The sequence below is a fragment of the Streptomyces sp. NPDC052682 genome, assembly GCF_040678435.1.
Lineage (GTDB): Bacteria > Actinomycetota > Actinomycetes > Streptomycetales > Streptomycetaceae > Streptomyces.
In genome coordinates this window covers 217,378-241,742 of record NZ_JBFATS010000003.1, presented here as the reverse complement: position 1 = coordinate 241,742, position 24,365 = coordinate 217,378, and the positions used below count along the sequence as shown (strand labels likewise).

Genomic DNA, 24,365 nt, shown 5'->3' with positions numbered 1-24,365 from the left:
ACGAGACAGGGGAGTCGTCATGAACAAGGTGTGGCTGATCACGGGCGCGAGCAGCGGTTTCGGGCGGGCGATCGCCGAGGCGGCGCTCGCCGAGGGGGACGTGGTGATCGGCGCGGCCCGGCGGCCCGAGGCGCTGGAGGACCTGGTGGCCGCGCACCCCGACCAGGTGGAGGCGCTGCGCCTGGACGTCGCCGACACCAGCGCCGCCGAGGCGGCCGTACGGGATGTCGTGGCACGGCACGGGCGGATCGACGTGCTGGTGAACAACGCGGGCCGCACCCATGTCGGCGCCTTCGAGGAGACCGCCGACGAGGAACTGCGCGCGCTGTTCGACCTGCATGTCTTCGGGCCGGCCGCCCTGGTGCGGGCGGTGCTGCCGGTCATGCGCGAGCGGCGCTCCGGGGCGATCGTGCAGATGAGCAGCGTGGGCGGGCAGGGCTCCTTCGCGGGCTTCTCGGCGTACAGCGGAACGAAGTTCGCCCTGGAGGGCATGAGCGAGGCGCTCGCGGACGAGGTCGCCGAGTTCGGCATCAAGGTGCTGATCGTCGAACCGGGTGCCTTCCGGACCTCGCTCTTCCAGGGCGACCGGGCGGGCGCGAGCGCCGACAGCGGGGTGTACGAGAAGGTGAGCCGGACCCGTGCCTACGTCAACGGCGGCGACGGCACCCAGCCGGGCGACCCGGCCAAGGCGGCCGCCCTCATCCTGGCCGCGCTCCAGGCGGACAACACGCCGCTGCGCCTGCCCCTCGGCGACGACAGCGTCACGACGATCCTCGGCCATCTCGACCAGGTCCGCGAGGAGGTGCTGGCCTGGGAGAAGCGGACGCGGGCGACGGCGTTCGACGACTGACGGACACGATGAGGGCCCTGCCTGTCCGTGCAGGGCCCTTGTGCAATTCCTGTGGAGGCCTCAATCTTTCGCTGACGCACAGGAGTCGCCCCTCTGTTGACATGGGCATGCCTAAAGGCAGGTCCGAAGAGGGTCGCGGCGTCCGGTGGTCGTGCACCAACCCCACACGTGCACCACCGATCGAGGAGGACCCCTCGCATGATCGTGATGCGTCCCACCCGGCGAAGACTGGCCGCGCTCGGCGCGGCGACCACCGCGGCGCTGGTCGCGGGCCTCGTCTCCGCCCTCCCCGCAGGCGCCGCCCCCGCGGCCGCCCAAGGCCGCATCCAGTACGACGGCGCCGCGAACGCCGTCGACGGCAGCTACATCGTCACCCTCAAGGCCGACCGGGCGAAGGCCGGTACCGCCCAGGGCCGCGCCCTCGCCGAGAAGTACGGCGCCGACATCGAGCGGACCTACACCAAGGCGCTGAACGGCTACGCCGTGGAGGCCTCCGAGGCCGAGGCCGAGCGGCTCGCCGCCGACCCGGCCGTCGCCTCCGTCGTCCAGGACCGCACCTTCTCCATCGCCGCGACCCAGCCCAGCCCGCCCTCCTGGGGCCTGGACCGGATCGACCAGAAGAACCTCCCGCTCAACAGCTCCTACACCTACCCGGACTCGGCCGGGCAGGGCGTGACGGCGTACGTCATCGACACCGGGGTGCGCATCACCCACAGCGACTTCGGCGGCCGGGCCTCCTACGGCTACGACGCCGTCGACAACGACAGCACCGCCCAGGACGGCCACGGCCACGGCACACACGTCGCCGGCACCATCGCGGGCGGCTCCTACGGCGTCGCCAAGAAGGCCAAGGTCGTCGGCGTCCGGGTGCTGAACAACTCCGGCCAGGGCACCACCGCCCAGGTCGTCGCCGGCATCGACTGGGTCGCCCGCAACGCCGTCAAGCCGGCCGTCGCCAACATGTCCCTCGGCGGCGGCGCCGACACGGCCATCGACACCGCCGTGCGCAACGCCATCGCCTCCGGCGTCACCTTCGCCGTCGCCGCCGGCAACGAGTCCACCAACGCCTCCACCAAGTCCCCGGCCCGCGTCACCGAGGCCATCACGGTCGGCGCCACCACCTCCGGCGACGCCCGAGCCAGCTACTCCAACTACGGCTCGGTGCTGGACCTGTTCGCCCCGGGCTCCTCCATCACCTCGGCGTGGAACACCAGCGACACGGCGACCAACACCATCTCCGGCACGTCGATGGCGTCCCCGCACGTGGCCGGCGCGGCCGCGCTCTACCTGGCCGACAACCCCACGGCCACCCCGGCCCAGGTCTCCACCGCCCTGACGTCCGCCGCCACCAGCGGCGTCGTCACCAACCCGGGCACCGGATCGCCCAACCGCCTGCTGTACGTCGGCGGCGGTACGACGACCCCGCCCGGCCCGCGCTTCGAGAACACCGCCGACTACGCCATCAACGACAACGCCACCACCGAGTCGCCGGTGACCGTCTCCGGCGTGTCCGGGAACGCGCCCTCGGCCCTGGCCGTCGAGGTGCACATCGTCCACACCTACATCGGCGACCTCCAGGTCCAGCTGATCGCCCCGGACGGCACGGCGTACCCGCTGAAGTCGTACGGCACCGGCGGCAGCGCGGACAACATCGACACCACGTACACGGTGAACGCCTCCGCCGAGGCCGCGAACGGCACGTGGAAGCTGCGCGTCAGCGACAACGCCAACCAGGACACCGGGCGCATCGACGCCTGGGCGTTGCAGTTCTGACCCGACCGCCTGTCAGGTGACCTCGTCCTCGGGGAAGGGCTCCGGGTCGGTGACCCAGCCCGCCGCGAGGACGAGGCGCGAGTGACGGTGCAGGGCCAGGAAGCCGAAGGGGCGGTCGAAGACGGCCTCGACGGTGGTGGTGAGGTAGCGCAGCGGTGGCGGAGCCCCGCCGGCCGCGGCCATCTCGATCACCGTCACGGCGGCGGCCTCGAAGCCCCGCGCGCCGAACCTCGCCAGGGCGGACTGCCCGGCCGATCCGACGTACAGCGGCAGGGCGCTGATGCCGGGGAAGTGGCCGGGCAGGTCCAGGCGCGCCGTCGTCAGCCCGAACAACGCGTGGTGCTCCAGCAGGTTGTGATCCGCCGTCACGCCGTACGCCACGGTGGTGACGTCCAGCGTGGGCGGCTCGGGCGTCATCCGGCGCTCCCGCCTCACCCGCAGACCGGGGCCCACCTCGCCGTAGGGCAGCTGAGGACCCGCCACGACCGGGTGCCTGCGGGCCAGCAGGTCCACCCCGGCTGCCAGCACCTGCCCCGGCGTCATGCCCTCCTCGCCGAGCAGCAGATGGACATCGAGGGCGTTGTCGCCCAGCACCTTCAGTTCGGTGACGTGCCCGCGCGGCGTGTCCGCCACACCGACCCGGTCCAGCACGCGGCTCGGGCGCCACAGGCCCTGGAGCGTACGGTCGGCCCACGGCCCGCCCTCCGGTGTCAGGGCCGTCTCCTCGAAGGGACGCAGCCAGCGGGTCCGCAGCGCCAGCGCGCTCGCCAGCACCATCTCGGTGTCCGGCCGCACCGCCACGGGCATCCGCTCGACCAGCCCGCCCGTGCGCTCGACCGCCCACGCGTCCAGGGCCTGCTGGTCGGCCGCGGGGTCACCGGTGAGCACCCCGTGGGCCTCGGCGGGCAGGCGGGCCTGCCACGCCTCCCGCAGCTCCAGCGTGCGCTGGGTCCACAGCCCCAGGGCCGTCTCCAGCCCGCGGAGCGCGCCTGCCGCGGCCAGCACCTCCCGCGCGGCCGCGGCCGCCCGGTCCGCCGGCAGCCCGACCGCCTCCGCGAGCTCCCGGCGCGCCCCGCCCCCCGCCCCGTCCGCCAGGAAGCCCAGCAACGGCCACACTCCCGCCGCCGAGAACACCGTCCCCCCGGACACCTCCGCGGCCCACCGCGCGGTCAGCCCGTTCACCGCCCGGATCGTCGCATTCGTCATCCGCATACCGCCCCCGTCCACTCCCCGCTTACCATGCGCCAGTCGTACGTATGTCCAGCGCCCGCCCGCCTCAGGAGCACGGTACCTGTGTCGATCCCCCCGGCCCCCGGGCCCCACCAGCCCCCGCGACCGCAGCAGCCGCACGGGCCGTACCCCCAGCCCTGGGGCCAGGGCCCCTACGGACCGTACGGACCGTACGGCGCGCGGTCCGCCGTCAACGGGCTCGCGGTCGCCGCGCTCGTGCTCGGCATCCTCTGCTTCCTGCCCGCCGTCGGGCTCGTCCTCGGGCTGGTCGCGCTGCGGCAGATCCGGCGCCGGGGCGAGCGCGGCAAGGGCATGGCGGTCGCCGGGGCCGTGCTGTCCTGCGTGGGACTCGCCCTGTGGGGGGTGACGCTGTCCACCGGGATCCTGGGAGAGGCCTGGCAGGGGATCAAGGACAGCGCCAACGGTGAGGGCACCGCCTACGCGCTCGCCAAGGGCGACTGCTTCGACACGCCCACCGGCTCCCTGGAGGGCGACGCGTACGACGTCGACGAGGTGCCCTGCTCCCGCCGGCACGACGGCGAGGTCTTCGCCGTGATCGACCTGCCCCGCGGGGCCTACCCGGGGGACGACAAGGTCACCGGCATCGCCGACGACCGCTGCTCCACGCTCCAGGACCGCTACGCCATGGACAGCTGGGCCGTGCCGGAGAACGTGGACGTCTACTACCTGGTGCCGTCCCGCAGCAGCTGGACGCTCGGGGACCGGGAGATCACCTGCCTGTTCGGCAGCACGGACGGCAAGCAGGGCCTGACCGGCTCGCTGCGCAACGACGAGACCACCCTCGACGCGGACCAGCTCGCATTCCTTCAGGCGACCGGCGCGGTCGACCGGGTGCTCTACGAGGAGCCCGAGACCGACCCCGAGGACGACCTGCCGGCCGCCCGGTCCTGGGCGAAGCAGGTGCACGGCGAGCTCGGCGACCAGATCGAGGCCCTGCGCGGCCACTCCTGGCCCTCCGGCGCCGAGCGGCCCGTCGCCGCGCTGGTGAAGGACATGGAGGCCGCCCGCAAGGACTGGGCGAAGGCGGCTGCGGCCGATGACGCCGAGACCTACTACACCCACTACGACAAGGGCTGGGGTTACGTCGACGGCCCGACGACCGTCACCGCGCGCAAGGCCCTGGGCCTGGAGACGACCCCGCCGTCGTACGAGGACGGCGACACAGGTGAGGGTGGGCAGAGCGGCGACGCCGAGGTGTGAGGACGCCTATAGCGGGGAGAAAGTGCCTGCGTAAAGCCCGCGCGGGGCACATGTCATCACTTCGAGTGATTCTCTGGCCTTTGCTTGCCTGTCACAACCTTCGGTTGCCACGCTGTTGCTGTCTGTGCAACCTGATGGGAGCGGCCAGTGACATTCGGTGAGCAGCCGGCGTACCTGCGTGTCGCGGGTGATCTCCGCAAGAAGATCGTCGACGGCTCGCTGCCACCGCACACCCGCCTGCCCTCCCAGGCGCGCATCCGCGAGGAGTACGGCGTCTCGGACACCGTCGCCCTGGAGGCGCGCAAGGTGCTGATGGCCGAGGGCCTGGTCGAAGGCCGCTCGGGCTCGGGCACGTACGTGCGCGAGCGCCCCACCCCCCGCCGTATCGCCCGCTCCGGCTACCGCCCGGCCGGCGGGGCCACGCCGTTCCGCCAGGAGCAGGCCGACGCCGCGATGCGCGGCACCTGGGAGTCCAGCAGCGAGCAGGTGGAGGCGAGCGCGGCGATCGCCGAGCGGCTCGGCATCGAGCCCGGCGAGCGCGTGATGCGGACGAGGTACCTGTTCCGGGAGGGCGGCGAGGCGATGATGCTCTCCACCTCCTGGGAACCGCTGGCCGTCACCGGCCGCACGCCGGTGATGCTGCCCGAGGAGGGCCCGCTCGGCGGCATGGGCGTCGTGGAGCGCATGCGCGCCATCGACGTCATCGTCGACAACGTCACCGAGGAGGTCGGCGCCCGCCCCGGCCTCGCCGAGGAACTCCTCGTCCTCGGCGGCGTCCCCGGCCATGTCGTCCTGGTCATCCAGCGCACCTTCTACGCCTCCGGCCGGCCGGTCGAGACGGCGGAGGTGGTCATCCCGGCCGACCGCTACCGGGTCGCCTACCACCTCCCGGTCAAGTAGCGAACATCCCTGCGTATCCCTCCCGCACGCTTCCCGCACGCCCCTCGTGAGCCGTGACGCCCCAGGCGTGCGGGGGCCGTGGTGGTCTTCCGGTGCCGTAGCAATCTGGCCGTTCTCGCAGGTCGCCCCCGAGGTGCGCCCGAGCGCGCGGCGTGCCGCTGACCGGATGCGTCGGTCCGTCCAGGCGGGACGTTCCACGTCGTGCGCCCCCCGGGGGCGGGGTGGTGCTGGCTGGATGCGTACCTCTTTGTGAAAAGCCGTATTCGCTGCGTGAAGGTAAGGCGTAGGCTCGGGCATATGCGGAGTGCGGTTTCCTTAGTGGGCGGGGCGCGGTACGGGCCGCGGGCGGGATGCGGAGGGGCGCGATGAACGACGGCACGGTCACTCTTCCCTGGCTCGTGATCCGCCAGGACGACAACGGCAACCGCTACCGCGTCGGCAGGTACGCGACCCGAGCAGAGGCCCAGAAGATCGCCGACAGCCTCGACGGCTCCGGCCACAAGCAGCTGTACTGGGTCGAGAGGATCGGCCCCCACGGCGCGGGCCCGGCCGACGACTGAGCCGGGGTGCGCGCCGGGGTGCTTCCTGGCCGGCCGGGGTGGATGCCCTGGGGTGGCCCTGTGGCCGGCTGGGTTGATCATTTGGCTCGGCGGGGTGGGGAGCGGCTTCCTGACCGCGTGGGGTCGGGGCACCCGGCCAGGTCGTACGCTCCCCCGCATGACAGAACCGACCGTGGTCGTAGGCGCCGCCCTCACCGACGGCCCCCACCTCCTCGCCGCCCGCCGCAGCGCCCCCGCCGACCTGGCCGGCCGCTGGGAACTCCCCGGCGGCAAGGTCGAACCCGGCGAGACCCCCGCCGCCGCCCTGGTGCGTGAACTCCGTGAGGAACTCGGCGTCGACGCCGAGCCCCTCGAACGCGTCCCGGGCGAGTGGCCGCTGAGGCCGCCGTACGTCCTGCACGTGTGGACCGCACGCCTGCACCCCGGTTCCCCCGCCCCCGAACCCCTCCAGGACCACGACGCGCTGCGCTGGCTCACCCCCGCCGAGATCTGGGACGTCGACTGGCTCGACCAGGACGTACCGGCCGTGAGCGCCACCCTGGCCCACCTCGGCCTCGACACGCAGGACCCCCGCAGCGCATAAGGCCTCGCAGGGGCGCGCTCCGGCCGGTCGATCCGGCACCGCCCCTACGCCGTTTGTCCCACAGTCCACGGTCCCAGGCGGTACCCGCCCCCGAATATCGGGTATGTGCCCATTAACCCCACGAATCCGGACATCGGTGGGCTCGCTTGCCTGGGAAGTGATCGGCGTGATCGACACGGAAGGCGACCGCGCCGAGTGGACCTTTCCCGCGGACCCGGGTGCGGTCCGCGCCGCACGCTCGGTCGTCCGCGCCCAGCTGCGCGGCTGGGCCCTCGACAGCGTCGGCGACCTCACGGCCCTGCTGGTCAGTGAACTGGTCACCAACGCCCTGCGGCACGCCACCGGCCCCATCGGCGTCCGCCTGGTCCGCCCCTCCGCCCCGCACGGCGTCCTGCTCGTCGAGGTCTCCGACACGCTCCCGGACCCGCCCCGCGAACGCCTCGCCCGGCCCGAGGACGAGAGCGGCCGCGGCCTGCAACTGGTGGCCACCGCCTCCAACCGCTGGGGCACCCGGCCGGGGGCCGACGGCAAGACGGTCTGGTTCGAACTGGCGGTCCCCTGAATCGGCTGTACGTCCGTCCCCGCCCTGTCGAACGGGGGGTTCAGCCTGGTCGGGGTTGTCGAACCGGGTGATTCGACGACGTGTTCCCTGGTTAGAAGACTGGAAGTGTTCTCACGGCCGGGTCCGAAAACCGCCGGATACGTGCTGTGATCGTGAACACCGTGTCGTGCGGCGCCGTAGTGCTGGATACTGCGGGTCAGCCGCCATCGGTGACCGGTGCCGGACGCGGTGAGCTGGAGGGGACGGTTCGCGTGAGCGAGATACCAGCGAAGGCCACGGAGTCCGAGGACCCGTCGGAGGGCGCGAGGCCGCAGGCCGCCGAAGCGGCGTCCGGCCGAACGCCCGGCCAGACACCGCCCGGCCAGACGCTCGGCCAGACGTCCGGCGACGCGCCGTCGGGCGACGCCCTGTGGCAGAGCAGCCCGCCCGGTTCCATCTACGACTACATCAAGGTCGCGTCCTTCTCCATCGGCCCCGACGGCCTGGTCGACCAGTGGAGCCTGCGCGCGGAGCAGCTGTTCGGCATCCCCGCCGAACGGGCCGTGGGCATGGACCCCATCGAGGTCTTCATCGACCCGGACCTGCGCGAGCGGGGCCAGCGCAAGATGGCCGAGATCCTCGACGGCCGCGAGTGGACCGGTGTGGTGCCCTTCCGGCTGCCGGAGGCGCCCGACGGGGGCCGCGGCAAGGAGGGCCTCGCCGAGGTGTACGTCATGCCGACGCACACCGAGGACGGTGAGAAGGCCGCCGTGTGCATCGTCGTGGACGTCCGCACGCTGCGCAGCATCGAGACCGATCTGGCCGCCTCGCAGTCGATATTCGGCCAATGCCCGTTCGGTTTCCTGCTCATCGACCCGAACCTGCGGGTCCGCCGCGTCAACGAGCGGTTCGCCTCCACCTTCGGCGGCACCCCCGACGACCACCGCGGCCGCGGCGTCCACGACTACCTGCCGCGCGGCGAGGCCGAACGGGTCGCGGCCACCCTGCGCCGGGTGCTGGAGACCGGCGAGTCCATCACGGACATGCACATCACCGGCTTCCTGCCGGGCTCCGACGAGCGCCGCCACTGGTCCGTCAACCTCTACCGCGTGCACAGCGGTTCGGGCCGCCCCATCGGCATCGCCTGGCTGGGCACCGACATAACCGCCCGCCGCCAGGCCGCCCGCGAGGCCGCCGCCGCACGGCGCAACCTCGCCCTGCTGAACGAGGCGGGCGCCCGCATAGGGAACTCCCTCGACCTGGAGACCACCGCCCGCGAACTCCTCGACGTGGTCGTCCCCGGCTTCTGCGACCTGGCCACCGTGGACCTCTACCAGGGCCTGCTGGTGGGCGACGAGACCCCGCCCGGACTGGCCGACGGCAGCGCCGAGTTGCGTCGCGTCGCCTTCGCCAGCGCCGTCTCCGACGCGCCCTTCAGCGGCACCGGCGCGCCCGTCGAGGTCGGCGCCGTCCACCACTACCCCTTCAACTCGCCCTGCGCGGACGCCCTGCGCACCGGCCGCCCGCGCACCGTGCCCGGCGAGGACGGCGGGCTGGTGCAGTCCACGCTCGCCGTGCCGATGGTCGCCCACGACACGGTCGTGGGACTGGTGCAGTTCGCGCGGACGAAGGGCAGCGAGCCGTTCGGGGAGCGCGACCGGGACCTGGCCGTGGAACTGGCCGCCCGTGCCGCGGTCTGCATCGACAACGCCCGCCTGTACCGGCGCGAACACGAACGCGCGTTGATACTGCAACGGTCCCTGCTCCCGCCCGGCGACCCGGAGGCCTCCGGCCTGGACATCGCCTGCCGCTACCTGCCCGGCAACGCGGCCACCGGCCGGCCCAGCGAGGTCGGCGGCGACTGGTTCGACGTCATCGAACTCCCCGGCCACCGCACCGCGCTGGTCGTCGGCGACGTGATGGGCCGCGGCCTGCGCGCCGCCGTCGCGATGGGCGAACTGCGCACGGCGGTACGGACACTGGCGCAGCTGGACCTCGAACCGGCCGAGGTCCTGTCCCAGCTGGACGAGATCGCCCGGGGCCTTGGCGCGCCCGGCGGTGTGCAGCAGGCCACCCGGGCGGCCCGCCGCCCCCGTGAGGCGGACCTGTCGGAGGTGTACCTGGCGACCTGCGTGTACGCCGTCTACGACTCCGTCACCCGGCGCTGCACCTTCGCCAACGCCGGTCATCTGCCGCCCGTCCTGGTCGAACCGGGCGAACAGGCGCTGATGCTGGACGTGCCGCCGGGCATGCCGCTCGGCGTCGGCGGGGAGCCCTTCGAGGAGGTCGAGGTCGAACTGCCCGAAGGCGCCCTGCTCGCGCTCTACACGGATGGACTGGTCGAAAGCCGCGACCACCCGCTGGACGAGGGTCTCCAGGCGTTCGTCAACGCCCTGTCGGACCCGCCCCGCCCGTCACCCGGCCACCACCCCCCGGCGACGGCACTGCGCGCCGACCCCTCGCAGTACCTGGAGGACGTCTGCGACCACGTCCTCAACACCCTCGACACGCACCACGGCGAGGACGACATCGCGTTGCTGATGGCACGTGTACAGGGACTGCCCGCCGAGTCCGTCGGCGACTGGACCCTGCCGCGTGAGCCGCGCAGCGTGGGACGGGCCCGCGAGTACGCCCGGGCGCAGCTGCTCACCTGGGACCTGGAGCCGCTGGTCGACACCACCGAACTCCTCGTCAGCGAACTGGTCACCAACGCCCTGCGCTACGGCGAGGGCGAGATCCGCCTGCGTCTGCTGCTGGACCGCACCCTGGTCTGCGAGGTCTGGGACTCCGGCCTGGTCCAGCCCCGCCGCCGCCGGGCCCGCGACACCGACGAGGGCGGCCGGGGCCTGCAACTGGTCGGCCTGCTCAGCGCGGCCTGGGGCTCCCGCCGTACCCCGCGCGGCAAGACGGTGTGGTTCGAACTGCCCCTTCCGGGCGGCGACACGGGCCTCGCGGACCCGGCGGAGGCACTGCTGAGCCTGTTCTAGGAGGGCTGGGAGCGTCGCGTCGCCCGCGCGGAGGGCGGACCCGCGCCCGCGACGCGGCTCGGGTACGTTGAGGCCTCACCACGCCCCGAATTCAGAGCGAGGACACATGCCGCAGCGGGCCGCGACCATCGTCGGCGGCGGAATCGGCGGTCTGGCGGCGGCCGTCGCCCTGCACCGCCGGGGCTGGCGCGTCGAGGTGCTGGAACGCGCGGCGCGGTTCACCGAGATCGGCGCCGGGATCTCCCTGTGGCCGAACGCGCTGCACGCGCTTCAGGCGCTGGGCCTGGCCCGCTCCGTCCGCGCGCTCGGAGCCGTCGAGAGGGCGGGCGGCGTCCGCGACCGGCGGGGCCGCTGGCTGTCCCGCACGGACAACGCGGAGCTGGCACGCCGCTTCGGCCACCCCCTGCTGGTCCTGCACCGCGCGGACCTGCTGCGGGCGCTCGCCGAGGCGCTGCCCGCCGGCAGCCTGCGGCCCGGCAGCGAGGTGTCGGGGGTCCGCCACGAAGGCGGCCGCCCGGTCGTCGAACACCGCGGCGGCGTCTCGCGGCCCGACCTCGTGGTGGGCGCCGACGGGCTGCGCAGCGCGGTCCGCCGCGCCCTGTGGCCCGGGGCGCCCGGCCCCCGGTACGCCGGTTACACCGCCTGGCGCATGGTCACCGAGCCGCTCGCCGAGCAGCCCGGCGAGGGCGCGGTGACCTGGGGCCGCGGAGAGAGGTTCGGCTGCACGGCGCTGCCGGGCGGCCGGATGTACTGCTTCGCCACCGCGTCACTGCCGGCCGGGACACCGTCCGCCCCGTCCGAGTACGCCGAACTGCTCCGCCGGTTCGGGACCTGGCCGGATCCCGTCCCCGCCCTGCTGGCCGCCGTTCCCCCGGACGCGGTCCTCCGGCACGACCTGTACGACCTGCCGCCGCTGCCGTCCTTCGTCCACGGCCGGGTCGCGCTGCTGGGCGACGCCGCTCACGCCATGACCCCCGACCTGGGCCAGGGCGCCTGCCAGGCGCTGGAGGACGCGGTGACCCTGGCCCACTGTCTCGACAGCACCCCGGACGTGCCCGCGGCGCTCGGCTCGTACGACGTGCTGCGCCGCCCGCGCACGCAGGCCGTCGCGCGCCGCTCCGCCCGGCTCGGCGTGCTCGGCCAGCTGGCGTGGCCGCCCGCGGTGCTGTTGCGGAACACGGCCGCCCGGCTGACACCGGCGCGGGCGACGCTGCGTGCCATGACGCCGGTGCTGGGCTGGACCCCGCCCGGCGGCCCGGCGAACCTGACGGAGAACGGGGGCGGCTGATGCCGGACTGGACGTACCACCCGCTGCGCGGCGCGGCCGCCGCCCTCCTCGGCGAACGCCGTTCACGGCGCACCGCGCTGCGGCTGCTGGCCTGGATCGGCTCGCGTCCCGCGGGCGCGCGGCTGATCGCCCGGGGCTTCGGTCACCGTCATCCGCCCGAGCGGCTCGCCGGCGAGATCGCGGGCGTCCCCGTGGCCGTGCGCCTCGGGATCTGCGTGCCGCCCTCGCTCGCCCGCGAGGTGATACGCGCGATGCCTCCGCTCGGGGCCGGTGTCGTGGAGGTGGCACCCGTCTCGGCGGCCGATGCGCACAGCGTGCGCGAGGCAGCGGCCGGCCGCTTGGTTCCTGTCGTTGTCCGGGCCCGCACCCCGGAGGTGGAGGCCGCCCTCGCGCCCCATGCCGACGGGTTCACCGACGGCGACGACCCGCGTGTGGTCCGGGTGTCCGACCCGTCCGTCACCGCCGCGGCCGCCGCCCTCGAGGAGCCGGGCACCGTCGTACTCGCCCGGCCGGAAGTTCTCCTGGAGGCCGGACCCGGCTGGTTCGCACGGGTCACCGAGGCCGCCACGCCCACCGCGCCCGCTCCGGGGCTGCGGGACGCCGGCCGCGACCCCCGCCGCTGGCCCGCCTGGTGGTGGGCGCTGCTCGTCGGGCTCGGCATGACGGGTGCCGGACTCGGCGCCGCGCTGATCACGCTCGGGCCGGTGCTGCTGTGGTACGACCGGGACTACCTCGGCATGACGCTCGGCGACCTGCACGCCGTCAACCACCACCTGGTGCACTTCCTCCAGCACGACCGCATCACCATGGCCGGCACGATGGTGGCGATCGGCGCCCTGTACACCGGCCTCGCCGTCGGCGGGATCCGGCGCGGCTGGCCCTGGGCCCGTGAGGTGTACCTGCTGTCGGGGACGATCGGCTTCGCCAGCCTCTTCTACTTCCTGGCCACCGGGTTCGTGGAACCCCTGCACACGGCCACCGCACTCGTGCTGTTCCCGATGTTCCTGGCCGCGGTCCGCCGGACCCCGCACCCCCCGCGCTGGCACCTGGCGCCCGAGGGCCCGGAGCGGGAACGCCGGCGGGCCCTGACCGGCCAGCTGCTGCTGATCATCACCGGAGCGGGGCTGTTCGCCGGCGGGGCGGTGATCTCCGTGGTCGGTCTGACCGGCGTCTTCGTGCCGAGCGACCTGACCTTCCTGCACACCAGCGCGCAGGCCCTTCAAGCCGCGCATCCGCGCCTGCTGCCGTTCGTCGCGCACGACCGCGCCGGGTTCGGCGGTGCCCTGATGGCCGCCGCGGTGGCGATCGTGCTGCTCAGCGCGTGGGGCTGGCGGCGAGGGGAGAGCTGGGTGTTCTGGACGCTGACCGCGGCGGCCGCCGCCGGCTTCCTGCCGGCCGTCCTCGTCCACGGCGCGATCCACTACACGGACTTCCTCCACCTCGCGCCGGTCTACGTCGGCATCCTCACGACCGGCACCGGCCTGCTGCTCGCGCGTCCGTACCTCTGCGCCAGGACGCCGCCCCGCCCCCAGAACTGACCGACCCGGACCCACGCAGGTCAGGGTGCCCCCCGTCGTCCTCTGCTCGCCGGCCCCCCGAAGCTCGCGACCGGCCCCGCCGGGTCGTCGTCCGACGCGGCGGCCAGGAGGATCCCGCCGACCACGGCCCCGGCAACACCGCTCACCGGTCCGGCAGCCCCGGCGTAGGGGCTCCCGTGCGCCCGCACGTCCCGCTGCCGGGCGTCAGGGTCAGGACGCCGCCCCGCCCCCAGGACTGACCGACCCGGACCCACGCAGGTCAGGGTGCCCCCCGTCGCCCTCTGCTCGTCGGCCCCCCGAAGCTCGCGACCGGCCCCGCCGGGTCGTCGTCCGATGCGGCGGCCAGGAGGATCCCGCCGACCACGGCCCCGGCAACACCACTCACCGACCCGGCAGCCCCCGCGTAGGTGCTCCCGTGCGCCCGCACGTCCCGCTCGGCGCGCTCCCGGGCGTCCAGGGCCAGGGCGTCGGCCCGCAGCTGGTCCGCCAGGGCCTCGGACGGCAGCAGCCGTGCCGCCTCCGCCAGGCGGGTGCGGGCCGTGCCGCCCACCGCGCCCCGGTGGGTCGTGACGAAGCCGGCCGCGACGGCGGTGCTGCTGCGGGCGAGCAGCCCGGCGGCGGCCGGCAGGACGCCCGCGTGCCGCGTCGCCAGGGGAGCCACCGCCCCCACGACCCGGCGCAGCACGGCGAGCGGATCGTAGGGCCGGCCGGCCGTCAGCTCCTGCCGTACGGAGGCCAGCACCGCGTCGGCGTGCAGCGCGCGCGAGTGCAGCTCGCCCAGCGGGATCTGCGGGAGCCCGGGCCGCCGCACCGGCCGGGCCGTGTCCGGGACGGCGTCCGGCGCCGCACCCGCCATCGCGCCCGTGCCGGCGTCGGCCGGTCGTTCCCCGGTGCCGGGAGGCGGCAGCGCCCCGCGGACCAGGGCCAGTTCCGCCTCGGCCCCGGTGAGCACCGGGCCCACCAGCTCCCCGGCCGCCCTCAGTTCCGCGGCGAGGCGCTCCACCCCGTCGACGAAGGCCTCCGCCTGGGCCACGGCCGCCTCCGCGGCGCGCAGCTGGGCGGCCGCGCGGGGGCGGTCGCCCAGGTCGGTGGCCTGATAGGCCCGGTTCAGGTGGGTGGTGGCGAACAGCAGCCGGTCCTCGGCCTGTTCGGCGGAGCCGACGACCGGGTCGGTCGCGGAGGCCGCATGGCGTGCGGCGAGGTCCGCGAGCAGGGCCCGGGCCGGGCCCATCCGCGCGGTCAGGGCGTGGAAGCGGGCCTGCGCGACGGCCAGCGCAGGCCCCGGATCCCGCTCGAGCCCCCGCAGCTCGTCGAACCCGTCGGCCGCCGCGTCCAGCCGCCGTCCCGCCTCCAGGCAGCGCCCCAGGATCCCCGCGAGCGCCTGCCGGCGTCCCGTCTCGTCCCCGGGCACGCCCTCGTCGTACTGCTGCCGCATCCGGAACGCGGCCGCCAGCTCGGCCTCCGCCTCCCGCAGCGCCCGCGCGAAGGGTGCGACGGCCTGCGCGCCGGACCGGTCCTGGGCGAAGGCGAGTTCCTCGCGGCTGGTGCGCACCCAGTCGTCCGCCTCGGCCAGCAACGCCCGTGCCCGCTCGTCGAGTTCCTCCAGGGGCGGGCCGGACCCACCCGCCGGTCCGGCCGGCTTCCCGCCGGGAGTCGTGCGCGAGCGCGCGCGCCGGGTGCGCCGTACGTAGCCGAACCCGGCCACGACCACCACCGCGCCCGCCACGACGAGCGGCAGGACCAGGTCGCCGGTGGAGGTGTCCTCCCCCTCGCGCTGCGCGACCGCGCCGCTCGCGGCGGGCCGCTCACCGGGGACCGACGCCGGCGTGGCGGAGTGCGTCGCCACCCAGGGCAGCACCAGCCACACCACCGCGGCCACCGCGCCCAGCAGGGCGTGCGCCACCCGCACGGACAGCGGCGAGGTGGCCCGGCGCGGCCGGCTCCGTGGCGATGAGGGCGTCACCTTTCGGAGCGTATGGGCAGCCCCGCGGCCGCGCGAGCGGGGTGCGCCCGGTCCGTGGACATCGCCATGACGCGGGCGGGTCCGGCAGGGAAGACTGGGCGCGGTGACCCGTGACCGACAGCCCCGAAGCCGCCGGCCCCTGACCACCGCCGACCTCGCCCCCCTCACCCGTGCCGCCCTCGGCCCCCTCCGCCTGCGCTTCGGCCCGCACTACGACACACTGCGCACCGCCGGCCCCGACCTCGACAAGGACCGTCTGCGGCTGTACGGCCTGGCCCTTCACCTCGGCCTGGTCGCGGGCCCGCTGCGGCTGCTGAAGGGCGACTTTCAACCTCGGCAGGGTCCTGGACATGGTCGCCTCCGGGCCTGCGGCCGGGCGGGCCGGAGGCGTGTGACAAGCACCTGCTCAGGAGGACGCGGACCTGCGGCGGATCCGGCTGCCGAGCCACACCAGCGGGTCGTACTTGCGGTCGACGGCCCGTTCCTTCAAGGGGATCAGCGCATTGTCGGTGATCTTGATGCCTTCGGGGCACACCTCGGTGCAGCACTTGGTGATGTTGCAGTAGCCGAGGCCGTGGTCGTCCTGGGCGGTGGCCTTGCGGTCCACCCCCGCCTGTGCCGCCGCGTCCAGCGGATGCATGTCCAGCTCCGCGATCCGCATCAGGTAGCGCGGACCGGCGAACGCCTCCTTGTTCTCCTCGTGGTCGCGCACCACGTGGCAGGTGTTCTGGCACAGGAAGCACTCGATGCACTTGCGGAACTCCTGCGGCCGGTCCACGTCCTGCTGGAACATGCGGTACTCGCCGGGGCCGAGGCCGGGCGGCGGCACGAAGGCGGGCACCTCCCTGGCCTTGGCGTAGTTGAAGCCGACGTCCGTGACCAGGTCGCGGATGACCGGGAAGGCGCGCAGGGGGGTGACCGTGACGGTCTCCTCCCGGGTGAAGACCGACATGCGGGTCATGCACATCAGCCGCGGCCGCCCGTTGATCTCGGCCGAGCACGAACCGCACTTGCCCGCCTTGCAGTTCCACCGCACGGCCAGGTCGGGCACCTGGGTGGCCTGCAGGCGGTGGATGATGTCCAGCACCACCTCGCCCTCGTTGACCTCGACCGTGAAGTCCTGCAGGCCGCCGCCCGCCGCGTCGCCCCGCCACACCTTGAAGCGGGCCTCGTAGCCGCTCATGTGTACAGCTCCTCTTCGGCGAGGTACTTGACCAGCTCCTCCTTGGCGAACAGGGCGAGCAGGTCGGGGCGGAGGGGTTCGGCGGTCTCGCGTTCCAGGGTGATCTGGCCGCGTACCGGGTCGGTGGCCGCCAGGCCGCCCGTGGGGTCGGTGAGCCGGCACAGCAGGGTGATCCGGCGCCACTTGCGGTCCATCGCGGGGTAGTCCTCGCGGGTGTGCCCGCCGCGCGACTCGGTGCGCTCCAGCGCGGACCGCGCCACACACTCGCTGACCAGCAGCATGTTCCTGAGGTCCAGGGCGAGGTGCCAGCCGGGGTTGAACTGCCGGTGCCCCTCGACGCCCGCCCGGCGGGACCGCACCCGCAGCTCGGCCAGTTTCTCCAGGGCCTGCTTCATCTCCGTCTCGCGGCGGATGATGCCGACCAGGTCGTTCATCGTCTGCTGGAGTTCCTGGTGCAGGGTGTACGGGTTCTCCGGCGGGCCCCCGGCCGGTTCCTCGATCTCCGCCTCGGCCGAGAAGGGGCGCAGCGCCTCGGCCGCCGCCGCGTCGACCTGGACGTCGTCCACCTGGGGCCGTGCCGCCAGGCCCGCCGCGTACTCGGCCGCGTGCCAGCCCGCCCGGCGGCCGAAGACCAGCAGGTCGGACAGGGAGTTGCCGCCGAGCCGGTTGGAACCGTGCATCCCGCCCGCGACCTCACCGGCCGCGTACAGCCCGGGCACCCCGCGCGCCGCCGCCGTGTCGGAGTCGACGGCGACCCCGCCCATCACGTAGTGGCAGGTGGGCCCGACCTCCATCGGCTCGGCCGTGATGTCGACGTCGGCCAGCTCCTTGAACTGGTGGTACATCGACGGCAGCCGCCGCTTGATGACCTCGGCGGGCATCCGTGTCGACACGTCCAGGAACACGCCGCCGTGCGGGGAGCCCCGGCCCTCCTTCACCTCGGTGTTGATGGCCCGGGCCACCTCGTCGCGGGGGAGCAGCTCGGGCGGGCGCCGGTTGTGGTCCGGGTCGTCGTACCAGCGGTCGGCCTCCTCCTCCGTCTCGGCGTACTTCTCCTTGAAGACGTCGGGGATGTAGTCGAACATGAACCGCTTGCCGTCGGAGTTGCGCAGCACACCGCCGTCGCCGCGCACCGACTCGGTGACGAGGATGCCCTTCACCGACGGCGGCCAGACCATGCCCGTCGGGTGGAACTGCACGAACTCCATGTTCAGCAGCGGCGCTCCGGCCAGCAGCGCCAGCGCGTGACCGTCGCCCGTGTACTCCCAGGAGTTCGACGTCACCTTGAACGACTTGCCGATCCCGCCCGTCGCGATCACCACGGCGGGCGCCTGCAGCACGAAGAAGCGGCCCGTCTCACGGTCGTAGGCGAACACCCCGGAGACCCGCTCGCCGTCCTTGAGCACCCGGGTGACCGTGCACTCCTGGAAGACCTTCAGCCGGGCCTCGTAGTCCCCGCTCTCGCGGTGGTCCTCCTGCTGGAGCGCGACGATCTTCTGCTGGAGGGTGCGGATGAGCTCCAGGCCCGTACGGTCGCCGACGTGCGCCAGGCGCGGGTACTCGTGGCCGCCGAAGTTGCGCTGCGCGATCCGGCCGTCCTTGGTCCGGTCGAACAGCGCGCCCCAGGTCTCCAGCTCCCACACCCGCTCCGGCGCCTCCTGGGCGTGCAGCTCGGCCATCCGCCACTGGTTGAGGAACTTGCCGCCGCGCAGGGTGTCGCGGAAGTGCACCTGCCAGTTGTCGCCCGCGTTGACGTTGCCCATCGCCGCCGCGATGCCGCCCTCGGCCATCACCGTGTGCGCCTTGCCGAACAGCGACTTGCAGATCACGGCCGTACGGGCGCCCCGCTCGCGGGCCTCGATGGCGGCGCGCAGCCCCGCGCCGCCCGCGCCCACCACGACGACGTCCCATTCCTGCCGGTCGACCACGGTCATCACAAGGCCTCACTCATCGGAACTCGTCAGAAGAAGCGCGGATCGTCGAAGACCCCGGAGGCGACCAGATAGACGTAGAAGTCGGCGAGCGCCACGCTCACCAGCGACGACCACGCGAGCAGCATGTGCCGGGCGTTGAGCTTCCCGGCCCACTGCCACATCCGGTAGCGCACCGGGTGCTTCGAGAAGTGCTTGAGCTTGCCGCCGACGATGTGCCGGCAGGAGTGGCAGGACAGGGTGTACGCCCAGATCAGCACGATGTTGACCAGGAACACCAGGGTGCCCAGCCCCATGTGGCCCCAGGCGTAGTGCTCGTCGCGGAAGGCGAGCACCGTGTCGTACGTCAGGATCCCGGCGACCGGGATCGCCGCGTAGAAGAAGTAGCGGTGGATGTTCTGCAGGATCAGCGGGAACCGGGTCTCGCCGGTGTACCTCTTGTGCGGCTCGGCCACCGCGCAGGCCGGCGGGGACGCCCAGAAGCCCCGGTAGTAGGCCTTGCGGTAGTAGTAGCAGGTCAGGCGGAAGCCGAGCGGGAAGATCAGGATCAGGATCGCGGGGGACAGGCCCCACCAGCTGCCGAAGATCTCCACGTTGGGCCCGGCCCTCATGGGCGCGCAGTTCTCCGCCAGGCACGGGGAGTAGAACGGCGAGACGTAGGGGGCCGCGTAGTAGTCGGCGTTCGCGAACGCCCGCCAGGTCGAGTAGACGACGAAGGCCAGCAGACCGGCGGCCGTGGCGGCCGGGGCCAGCCACCAGCGGTCGGTCCGCAGGTGCGGGGCGTCGATGGCGGCGCGCGGAGCGGCCCGTACGCCGCCGCCTCGGGGCTGGGGCTGGGTGGCTGGTGGTTCGGTACCTGTGGCCACTGGTCGGCTCCCTACTGTCTGGCTCGAATGCCTCGCCCCCGCGGACCTCTCGCTGCTCCTGGCGTCCTCCCGGCTCTCCCGTCCGGGATCAGGGAGCGCGCCGGTCGCGGGCGCCGAGACCCTCGTCGTCGGTGTCGACCCACAGCGACGGGTCGTACGGCGCGTCCGAGATGGTGACGAGGTCGGGCCGCTGGGGTGCGGTGGCACCGGCGGCGGCCGCCTCGCGCAGGAGGGCGACGCTCTCCCGCAGGTGATCGGCGTCGGCGCGGACGCGGCGCATCTCCAGACCGCCGCTGCCGAGCTGCTTCTCCAGGCGCCCGACCGACCGGAACAGGTCGTCGAGGCAGCGCTGGACTGACGTCAGGTCGTCGTGCACGGACATGACTTGCCCTCACTTCCGGGTCCGTCGAGGACCGAGGCGGCACGTTCATGCGCCTGCGAGTGTTGCGCGTCACACCACGCGCTGTGAAGGGATGTGCACCGATTGGCCGAGGCGTGGCGGTGCTCCCTTCGGTGTGTTGCGCCGCACGGGTGAGCTTGCCGCCCGTGCCCGTCGTGTCGCTCTGTGTCGCCGAACCCTTTCCTCTTCAGTGGCCGCATACATCAGATGAGCTCCAAATACCGCCAAAAGTGATCATAACGCCCGCGGCTTCCCGGAGGTACCCAGAGATGTCCCACGACGGCGTCGGATCGCGCGCAGTACTGCGCTCGGTCGCCTTCCTCACCGCGGGTGCGCTCGCCGTGCCCGCGCTCGCCGGGTGCGGCACCGAGGACCCGGCCGGCAAACCCCTCGCCGGGCAGGACATCGCACCCGCCGGGCGCGACGGGATCGCCGACGGCGGAACGCTGCGCTGGGCCGTGGACTCCGTGCCCGAGACCCTGAACACCTTCCAGTCGGACGCCGACGCCACCACCGGCCGGATCGCCCAGGCCGTCCTGCCGTCGATGTTCCGGATGGACGGCAGCGGCCGCCCCGAGCGCAACCCCGCCTACCTGGAGTCCGCGAAGGTCGTCGACACCGAGCCCCAGCAGGTGGTCCTGTACAAGCTCAACCAGCAGGCGGTGTGGAGCGACGGCCGCGAGATCGGCGCGGCCGACTTCGCCGCCCAGTGGCGTGCCCTGTCCGGCAAGGACACCGCGTACTGGACCGCCCGCAACGCCGGCTACGACCGCATCGGGAAGATCGAGCGCGGCGCGAACGACCTGGAGGTCAAGGTCACCTTCAGCCGGCCCTACGCCGACTGGAAGTCGCTGTTCACGCCGCTGTACCCGAAGGAGGTCATGGGCACCCCCGACTCCTTCAACGACGGGGCGCGCCGCAAGCTGAAGATCACCGCCGGGCCCTTCGCCCTGCAGAAGGTGGACCGCGACGCCGACGAGGTCACCCTCACCCGCAATCCGCGCTGGTGGGGCGAGCCGGCCAAGCTCGAACGGATCGTGCTGCGCGCCGTGCCCCGCGACCGGCGCACGAACGCCCTTGCCTCCGGCACCGTCGACCTGGCCGAGATCGACCCGGCCGCGGCCCGCGGCATCACCGCCGCCGCGCGGTCACGCGGCACCGGCAGCACCCCCCTCATGGGCCCCGGCGCCGACCGGACCTCCGCCGAGGCGCTGCGCTCCTGGGCAGTCGCCCACGGCTCCGACGAAGAGGCCGCCGACGAGGAGCTCACCGCCCGCGAGAAGCAGCGCCGGGCCGCCGCCGCGTCCGCCCGCCGCACCCAGGCCCTGCGCGGCTACGAGGTACGCAAGTCCCTGGAGCCCGCCTACACCCAGCTGGCCCTCAACGGCTCCAGCGGCCCGCTCGCCGACGAGCGGGTCCGCCGGGCCGTGGCCCGCGCCCTGGACCGCAAGGACCTGGCCAAGGCCGTGCTGAAGCCGCTCGGGCTGCCCGCCGAGCCCGTCGGCAGCCATCTCGCCCTGTCCGGCCAGGCCGCCTACGCCGACAACAGCGGCGCGCTCGGCGGCCAGGACACCAAGGAGGCCCGGGCCCTGCTGGCGGACGCGGGATGGGTGCCGGGCGGCCCGGTCGAGGAGGAGAAGAAGGACAAGAAGGAGAAGAAGAAGGACGAGAAGAAGGGGGAGAAGGCGGCCGGCAGCGAGGCGGAGAAGGCCGGGCAGGACGAGTCCGAGGGCAGCGACGACGGCACGTACATCGTCGGCCGGGACGACCAGCCCGAGGACGACAAGGCACGGCACGCGGCCGGCCACCGCGCGCAGGACGGCACCCGCCAGCACCTGCGGCAGGGCGGAGCACCCGGCGCGTACGCCCCCAAGGGCACCGCCGCCCCGGCCGGTGCCGCGTCCGCCCCGCTCGCCAAGGACGGCAAGCCGCTCGTCCTGCGCTTCGTGCTGCCCTCCGGCCCCGGCACGGAGCCCCTGCGCACCGTCGCCGACCGCGTCGCGCGGATGCTGGAGCGGGTCGGTATCCGCACGGACATCGAGCGGGTCTCCGACGAGTCGTACTTCAAGGACCACATCGCCTCCGGCCAGTACGACCTCGCCCTGTACTCCTGGCCCGCCACCGCCTTCCCCGCCACCGACGCCCGGCCCGTCTACGCCAAGCCGGTCCCGGCCGCCGACGGCTCGCTGAACGTCGAGCAGAACTACACCCGCGTCGGCACCGACCAGGTCGACCAGCTCTTCGACCAGGCGCTCGCCACGCTGGACGAGGGCGAGGCCCGCGCCCTGCTGCGCAAGGCCGACTCCCGCATCTGGGCGGCGGCCGGTTCCATCCCCCTCTACCAGCGGCCCCAGCTGGTGGCCGCCCGCGTGAACCTCGTCAACGCCGGGGCGTTCGGCTTCGAGACGCCGGTCTACGAGGACATGGGCTTTCTGAAGAAGGGCGCGAAGCCGGCGGCGGGGCCGTCGGTGCACGACTGACCCGGCCGATGCGAACGGGCGGCGTCCGGCCTGTGATGGCGCCGCCCTCTGCGGGTTCTGTGCGGTGTGCCGTCAGCTGTGCTTGGCGCGGCTCGCGGCGCGGGCGCGCTCACGCTGGTCCAGGACCACCTTGCGGATGCGCACGGCCTCCGGGGTGACCTCCACGCACTCGTCGTCACGGCAGAACTCCAGGGACTGCTCCAGCGACAGCTTGCGCGGCGGGACGATCGACTCGGCCACGTCGGCCGTGGACGACCGCATGTTGGTGAGCTTCTTCTCCTTGGTGATGTTGACGTCCATGTCGTCAGAGCGGGAGTTCTCGCCGACGATCATGCCCTCGTACACCTCGGTGCCCGGCTCCACGAACAGCACGCCGCGCTCCTGCAGGTTGGTCATCGCGAACGCGGTGACGGCACCGGACCGGTCGGCCACCAGGGAACCGTTGTTCCGGGTCTGCAGCGGGCCGAACCAGGGCTCGAAGCCCTCGTGGATGGAGTGCGCGATGCCCGTGCCGCGGGTCTGCGTCAGGAACTCGGTGCGGAAGCCGATCAGGCCGCGGGAGGGCACCACGAACTCCATGCGGACCCAGCCGGAGCCGTGGTTGGACATGTTGTCCATCCGGCCCTTGCGGACGCCCATGAGCTGCGTGACCGCGCCCATGTGCTCCTCGGGCACGTCGATGGTCATGCGCTCGACCGGCTCGTAGACCTTGCCGTCGATCTCGCGGGTGACCACCTGCGGCTTGCCGACGGTCAGCTCGTAGCCCTCGCGGCGCATCTGCTCGACCAGGATGGCCAGCGCCAGCTCGCCGCGGCCCTGCACCTCCCAGGCGTCCGGGCGGTCGGTGTCCAGGACGCGCAGCGAGACGTTGCCGATCAGCTCGCGGTCCAGGCGGTCCTTGACCTGGCGGGCGGTGACCTTGCGGTCCTTGACGGCCGCCTTCGCGTCGGCGCCCTTGCCGGTGCCGCCGCGGCCGACCAGCGGGGAGGTGTTGGTGCCGATGGTCATCGAGATCGCGGGCTCGTCCACCGTGATCAGCGGCAGCGGAACCGGGTTCTCCGGGTCGGCCAGGGTCTCGCCGATCATGATGTCCGGGATGCCGGCGACCGCGCAGATATCACCGGGGCCGGCCTTCTCCGCCGGCTTGCGGGTGAGCGCCTCGGTCATCATCAGCTCGGAGATCCGCACGTTCTGCACGGACCCGTCGCGCTTCATCCAGGCCACCGTCTGGCCCTTCTTCAGCTCGCCCTGGTGGACGCGCAGCAGCGCGATACGGCCGAGGAAGTTGTCGGCGTCCAGGTTCGTCACGTGCGCCTGGAGCGGGGCGTCCTCGTCGTAGGTGGGTGCCGGGATGTGCTCGAGGATGGTCGAGAAGAACGGCTCAAGGCTGGTCGAGTCGCTCGGTACGGTGCCGTCCTCCGGCTTGGTCAGCGAGGCGATGCCGTCGCGGCCGCAGGCGTAGACGATCGGGAACTCGATCTGCTCCTCGTCGGCGTCCAGGTCGAGGAAGAGGTCGTACGTCTCGTTGACGACCTCGTCGATGCGGGCGTCGGGCCGGTCCGTCTTGTTGATGCACAGGATGATCGGCAGCCGGGCCTGCAGGGCCTTGCGGAGCACGAAGCGGGTCTGCGGCAGCGGGCCCTCGGAGGCGTCCACGAGGAGGACGACGCCGTCGACCATCGACAGACCGCGCTCGACCTCGCCGCCGAAGTCGGCGTGGCCGGGGGTGTCGATGATGTTGATGGTGATGGGGTCCCCGCCGTCCTTGGGGTGATACTTCACCGCCGTGTTCTTGGCGAGGATCGTGATGCCCTTCTCACGCTCCAGGTCGTTCGAGTCCATCATGCGGTCGTCGACCGAGTCGAGCTGGTGCGCGGCGAAGGCGCCGGCCTGCTTCAGCATGCCGTCGACGATGGTGGTCTTGCCGTGGTCGACGTGAGCGACGATGGCGACGTTGCGGATGTCGTGGCGCGTGGCCATAAGCTGGCGTACTCCCGGAGTGTGAGGAATGCCCTGCGCGGACGTCTGTGGTGCGCGGGCCCTGCCGGGCTGAACATGCCACGGCCTCACC

General features: G+C 73.3%; 18 protein-coding genes and 1 pseudogene. 12 read left to right on the top strand and 7 right to left on the bottom strand.

Annotated features, from left to right (window positions below; translation table 11 throughout):
- Positions 1-19 precede the first annotated feature (19 nt).
- Together AB0K80_RS05945 and AB0K80_RS05940 are read left to right on the top strand one after the other, a co-directional pair.
- A complete protein-coding gene (locus AB0K80_RS05945) occupies positions 20-850 on the top strand; it encodes an oxidoreductase (protein ID WP_365666599.1) in 831 nt (276 codons plus the stop codon).
- A gap of 198 nt (positions 851-1,048) precedes the next feature.
- Positions 1,049-2,623, top strand: a complete 1,575-nt coding sequence (locus tag AB0K80_RS05940) for a S8 family serine peptidase (RefSeq protein WP_365666237.1) — start codon at positions 1,049-1,051, stop codon at positions 2,621-2,623.
- Positions 2,624-2,635: 12 nt separating this feature from the next.
- Here the strand turns inward: AB0K80_RS05940 and AB0K80_RS05935 are convergent, their stop codons facing one another.
- The gene (locus AB0K80_RS05935; RefSeq protein WP_365666235.1) at positions 2,636-3,835 is read right to left on the bottom strand and encodes a serpin family protein; all 1,200 of its coding nucleotides are present in this window, start codon (positions 3,833-3,835) and stop codon (positions 2,636-2,638) included.
- An 81-nt stretch (positions 3,836-3,916) separates the two neighbouring features.
- Here AB0K80_RS05935 and AB0K80_RS05930 point away from each other — a divergent pair, with 81 nt between their 5' ends.
- From AB0K80_RS05930 to AB0K80_RS05895, 8 genes are all read left to right on the top strand, one after another.
- Positions 3,917-5,074 carry a septum formation family protein gene (locus AB0K80_RS05930; protein WP_365666234.1) on the top strand — a complete coding sequence of 386 codons (1,158 nt, stop codon included), beginning with the start codon at positions 3,917-3,919 and terminating at the stop codon, positions 5,072-5,074.
- Between the two features lie 147 nt (positions 5,075-5,221).
- The gene (locus tag AB0K80_RS05925) at positions 5,222-5,974 is read left to right on the top strand and encodes a GntR family transcriptional regulator (RefSeq protein WP_365666232.1); all 753 of its coding nucleotides are present in this window, start codon (positions 5,222-5,224) and stop codon (positions 5,972-5,974) included.
- A 365-nt stretch (positions 5,975-6,339) separates the two neighbouring features.
- Complete coding sequence (locus tag AB0K80_RS05920) at positions 6,340-6,534, top strand: SPOR domain-containing protein (protein WP_365666230.1); 195 nt, start codon at positions 6,340-6,342, stop codon at positions 6,532-6,534.
- Positions 6,535-6,691: 157 nt separating this feature from the next.
- Entirely contained in the window at positions 6,692-7,117 is a 426-nt protein-coding gene (locus AB0K80_RS05915) for a (deoxy)nucleoside triphosphate pyrophosphohydrolase (protein ID WP_365666228.1), read from the top strand.
- A gap of 136 nt (positions 7,118-7,253) precedes the next feature.
- Complete coding sequence (locus AB0K80_RS05910; protein WP_365666227.1) at positions 7,254-7,679, top strand: ATP-binding protein; 426 nt, start codon at positions 7,254-7,256, stop codon at positions 7,677-7,679.
- A gap of 251 nt (positions 7,680-7,930) precedes the next feature.
- Positions 7,931-10,645 (top strand): SpoIIE family protein phosphatase, encoded by a 2,715-nt coding sequence (locus tag AB0K80_RS05905; RefSeq protein ID WP_365666225.1) that lies wholly within the window; start codon positions 7,931-7,933, stop codon positions 10,643-10,645.
- 106 nt (positions 10,646-10,751) lie between these two features.
- The gene (locus tag AB0K80_RS05900) at positions 10,752-11,933 is read left to right on the top strand and encodes an FAD-dependent monooxygenase (protein WP_365666223.1); all 1,182 of its coding nucleotides are present in this window, start codon (positions 10,752-10,754) and stop codon (positions 11,931-11,933) included.
- A complete protein-coding gene (locus AB0K80_RS05895) occupies positions 11,933-13,471 on the top strand; it encodes a hypothetical protein (protein WP_365666221.1) in 1,539 nt (512 codons plus the stop codon). The genes AB0K80_RS05900 and AB0K80_RS05895 overlap by 1 nt, the downstream gene beginning before the upstream one ends.
- Before the next feature lie 259 nt (positions 13,472-13,730).
- On the opposite strand, the gene AB0K80_RS05890 is transcribed toward AB0K80_RS05895, so the two are convergent.
- Positions 13,731-15,434, bottom strand: coding sequence for a hypothetical protein (locus AB0K80_RS05890; protein WP_365666219.1), 1,704 nt, complete (start codon positions 15,432-15,434; stop codon positions 13,731-13,733).
- 187 nt (positions 15,435-15,621) lie between these two features.
- On the opposite strand from AB0K80_RS05890, the pseudogene AB0K80_RS05885 reads away from it, so the two are divergent.
- Positions 15,622-15,762: pseudogene (locus tag AB0K80_RS05885) on the top strand (aminoglycoside phosphotransferase family protein); the annotation flags it as partial.
- A gap of 78 nt (positions 15,763-15,840) precedes the next feature.
- Here AB0K80_RS05885 and AB0K80_RS05880 read toward each other — a convergent pair.
- The 4 genes from AB0K80_RS05880 to AB0K80_RS05865 all read right to left on the bottom strand — a co-directional run bounded on the left by AB0K80_RS05880 (position 15,841) and on the right by AB0K80_RS05865 (position 19,796).
- The gene (locus AB0K80_RS05880; RefSeq protein ID WP_365666217.1) at positions 15,841-16,617 is read right to left on the bottom strand and encodes a succinate dehydrogenase/fumarate reductase iron-sulfur subunit; all 777 of its coding nucleotides are present in this window, start codon (positions 16,615-16,617) and stop codon (positions 15,841-15,843) included.
- Entirely contained in the window at positions 16,614-18,551 is a 1,938-nt protein-coding gene (locus tag AB0K80_RS05875) for a fumarate reductase/succinate dehydrogenase flavoprotein subunit (RefSeq protein ID WP_365666215.1), read from the bottom strand. Before AB0K80_RS05875 ends, AB0K80_RS05880 begins: the two co-directional genes overlap by 4 nt.
- Before the next feature lie 26 nt (positions 18,552-18,577).
- Entirely contained in the window at positions 18,578-19,414 is an 837-nt protein-coding gene (locus AB0K80_RS05870) for a hypothetical protein (protein WP_365666213.1), read from the bottom strand.
- Between the two features lie 88 nt (positions 19,415-19,502).
- Entirely contained in the window at positions 19,503-19,796 is a 294-nt protein-coding gene (locus tag AB0K80_RS05865; protein WP_365666211.1) for a hypothetical protein, read from the bottom strand.
- A 287-nt stretch (positions 19,797-20,083) separates the two neighbouring features.
- Here AB0K80_RS05865 and AB0K80_RS05860 point away from each other — a divergent pair, with 287 nt between their 5' ends.
- A complete protein-coding gene (locus tag AB0K80_RS05860; RefSeq protein WP_365666209.1) occupies positions 20,084-22,294 on the top strand; it encodes an ABC transporter family substrate-binding protein in 2,211 nt (736 codons plus the stop codon).
- 72 nt (positions 22,295-22,366) lie between these two features.
- Here AB0K80_RS05860 and typA read toward each other — a convergent pair whose 3' ends face one another.
- Positions 22,367-24,274: a translational GTPase TypA gene (gene typA / locus AB0K80_RS05855; RefSeq protein ID WP_365666207.1), complete on the bottom strand. Its 1,908-nt coding sequence runs from the start codon at positions 24,272-24,274 to the stop codon at positions 22,367-22,369.
- Positions 24,275-24,365: the final 91 nt, after the last annotated feature.

What these genes read in the sequence shown, in the direction of transcription:
- AB0K80_RS05860 (WP_365666209.1), top strand. Translation starts at nt 20,084, where the DNA reads ATGTCCCACGACGGCGTCGGATCGCGCGCAGTACTGCGCTCGGTCGCC.
- AB0K80_RS05920 (WP_365666230.1), top strand. Translation starts at nt 6,340, where the DNA reads ATGAACGACGGCACGGTCACTCTTCCCTGGCTCGTGATCCGCCAGGAC.
- AB0K80_RS05865 (WP_365666211.1), bottom strand. Translation starts at nt 19,796, where the DNA reads ATGTCCGTGCACGACGACCTGACGTCAGTCCAGCGCTGCCTCGACGAC.
- typA (WP_365666207.1), bottom strand. Translation starts at nt 24,274, where the DNA reads ATGGCCACGCGCCACGACATCCGCAACGTCGCCATCGTCGCTCACGTC.
- AB0K80_RS05900 (WP_365666223.1), top strand. Translation starts at nt 10,752, where the DNA reads ATGCCGCAGCGGGCCGCGACCATCGTCGGCGGCGGAATCGGCGGTCTG.
- AB0K80_RS05935 (WP_365666235.1), bottom strand. Translation starts at nt 3,835, where the DNA reads ATGCGGATGACGAATGCGACGATCCGGGCGGTGAACGGGCTGACCGCG.
- AB0K80_RS05880 (WP_365666217.1), bottom strand. Translation starts at nt 16,617, where the DNA reads ATGAGCGGCTACGAGGCCCGCTTCAAGGTGTGGCGGGGCGACGCGGCG.
- AB0K80_RS05915 (WP_365666228.1), top strand. Translation starts at nt 6,692, where the DNA reads ATGACAGAACCGACCGTGGTCGTAGGCGCCGCCCTCACCGACGGCCCC.
- AB0K80_RS05940 (WP_365666237.1), top strand. Translation starts at nt 1,049, where the DNA reads ATGATCGTGATGCGTCCCACCCGGCGAAGACTGGCCGCGCTCGGCGCG.
- AB0K80_RS05875 (WP_365666215.1), bottom strand. Translation starts at nt 18,551, where the DNA reads ATGACCGTGGTCGACCGGCAGGAATGGGACGTCGTCGTGGTGGGCGCG.
- AB0K80_RS05945 (WP_365666599.1), top strand. Translation starts at nt 20, where the DNA reads ATGAACAAGGTGTGGCTGATCACGGGCGCGAGCAGCGGTTTCGGGCGG.
- AB0K80_RS05895 (WP_365666221.1), top strand. Translation starts at nt 11,933, where the DNA reads ATGCCGGACTGGACGTACCACCCGCTGCGCGGCGCGGCCGCCGCCCTC.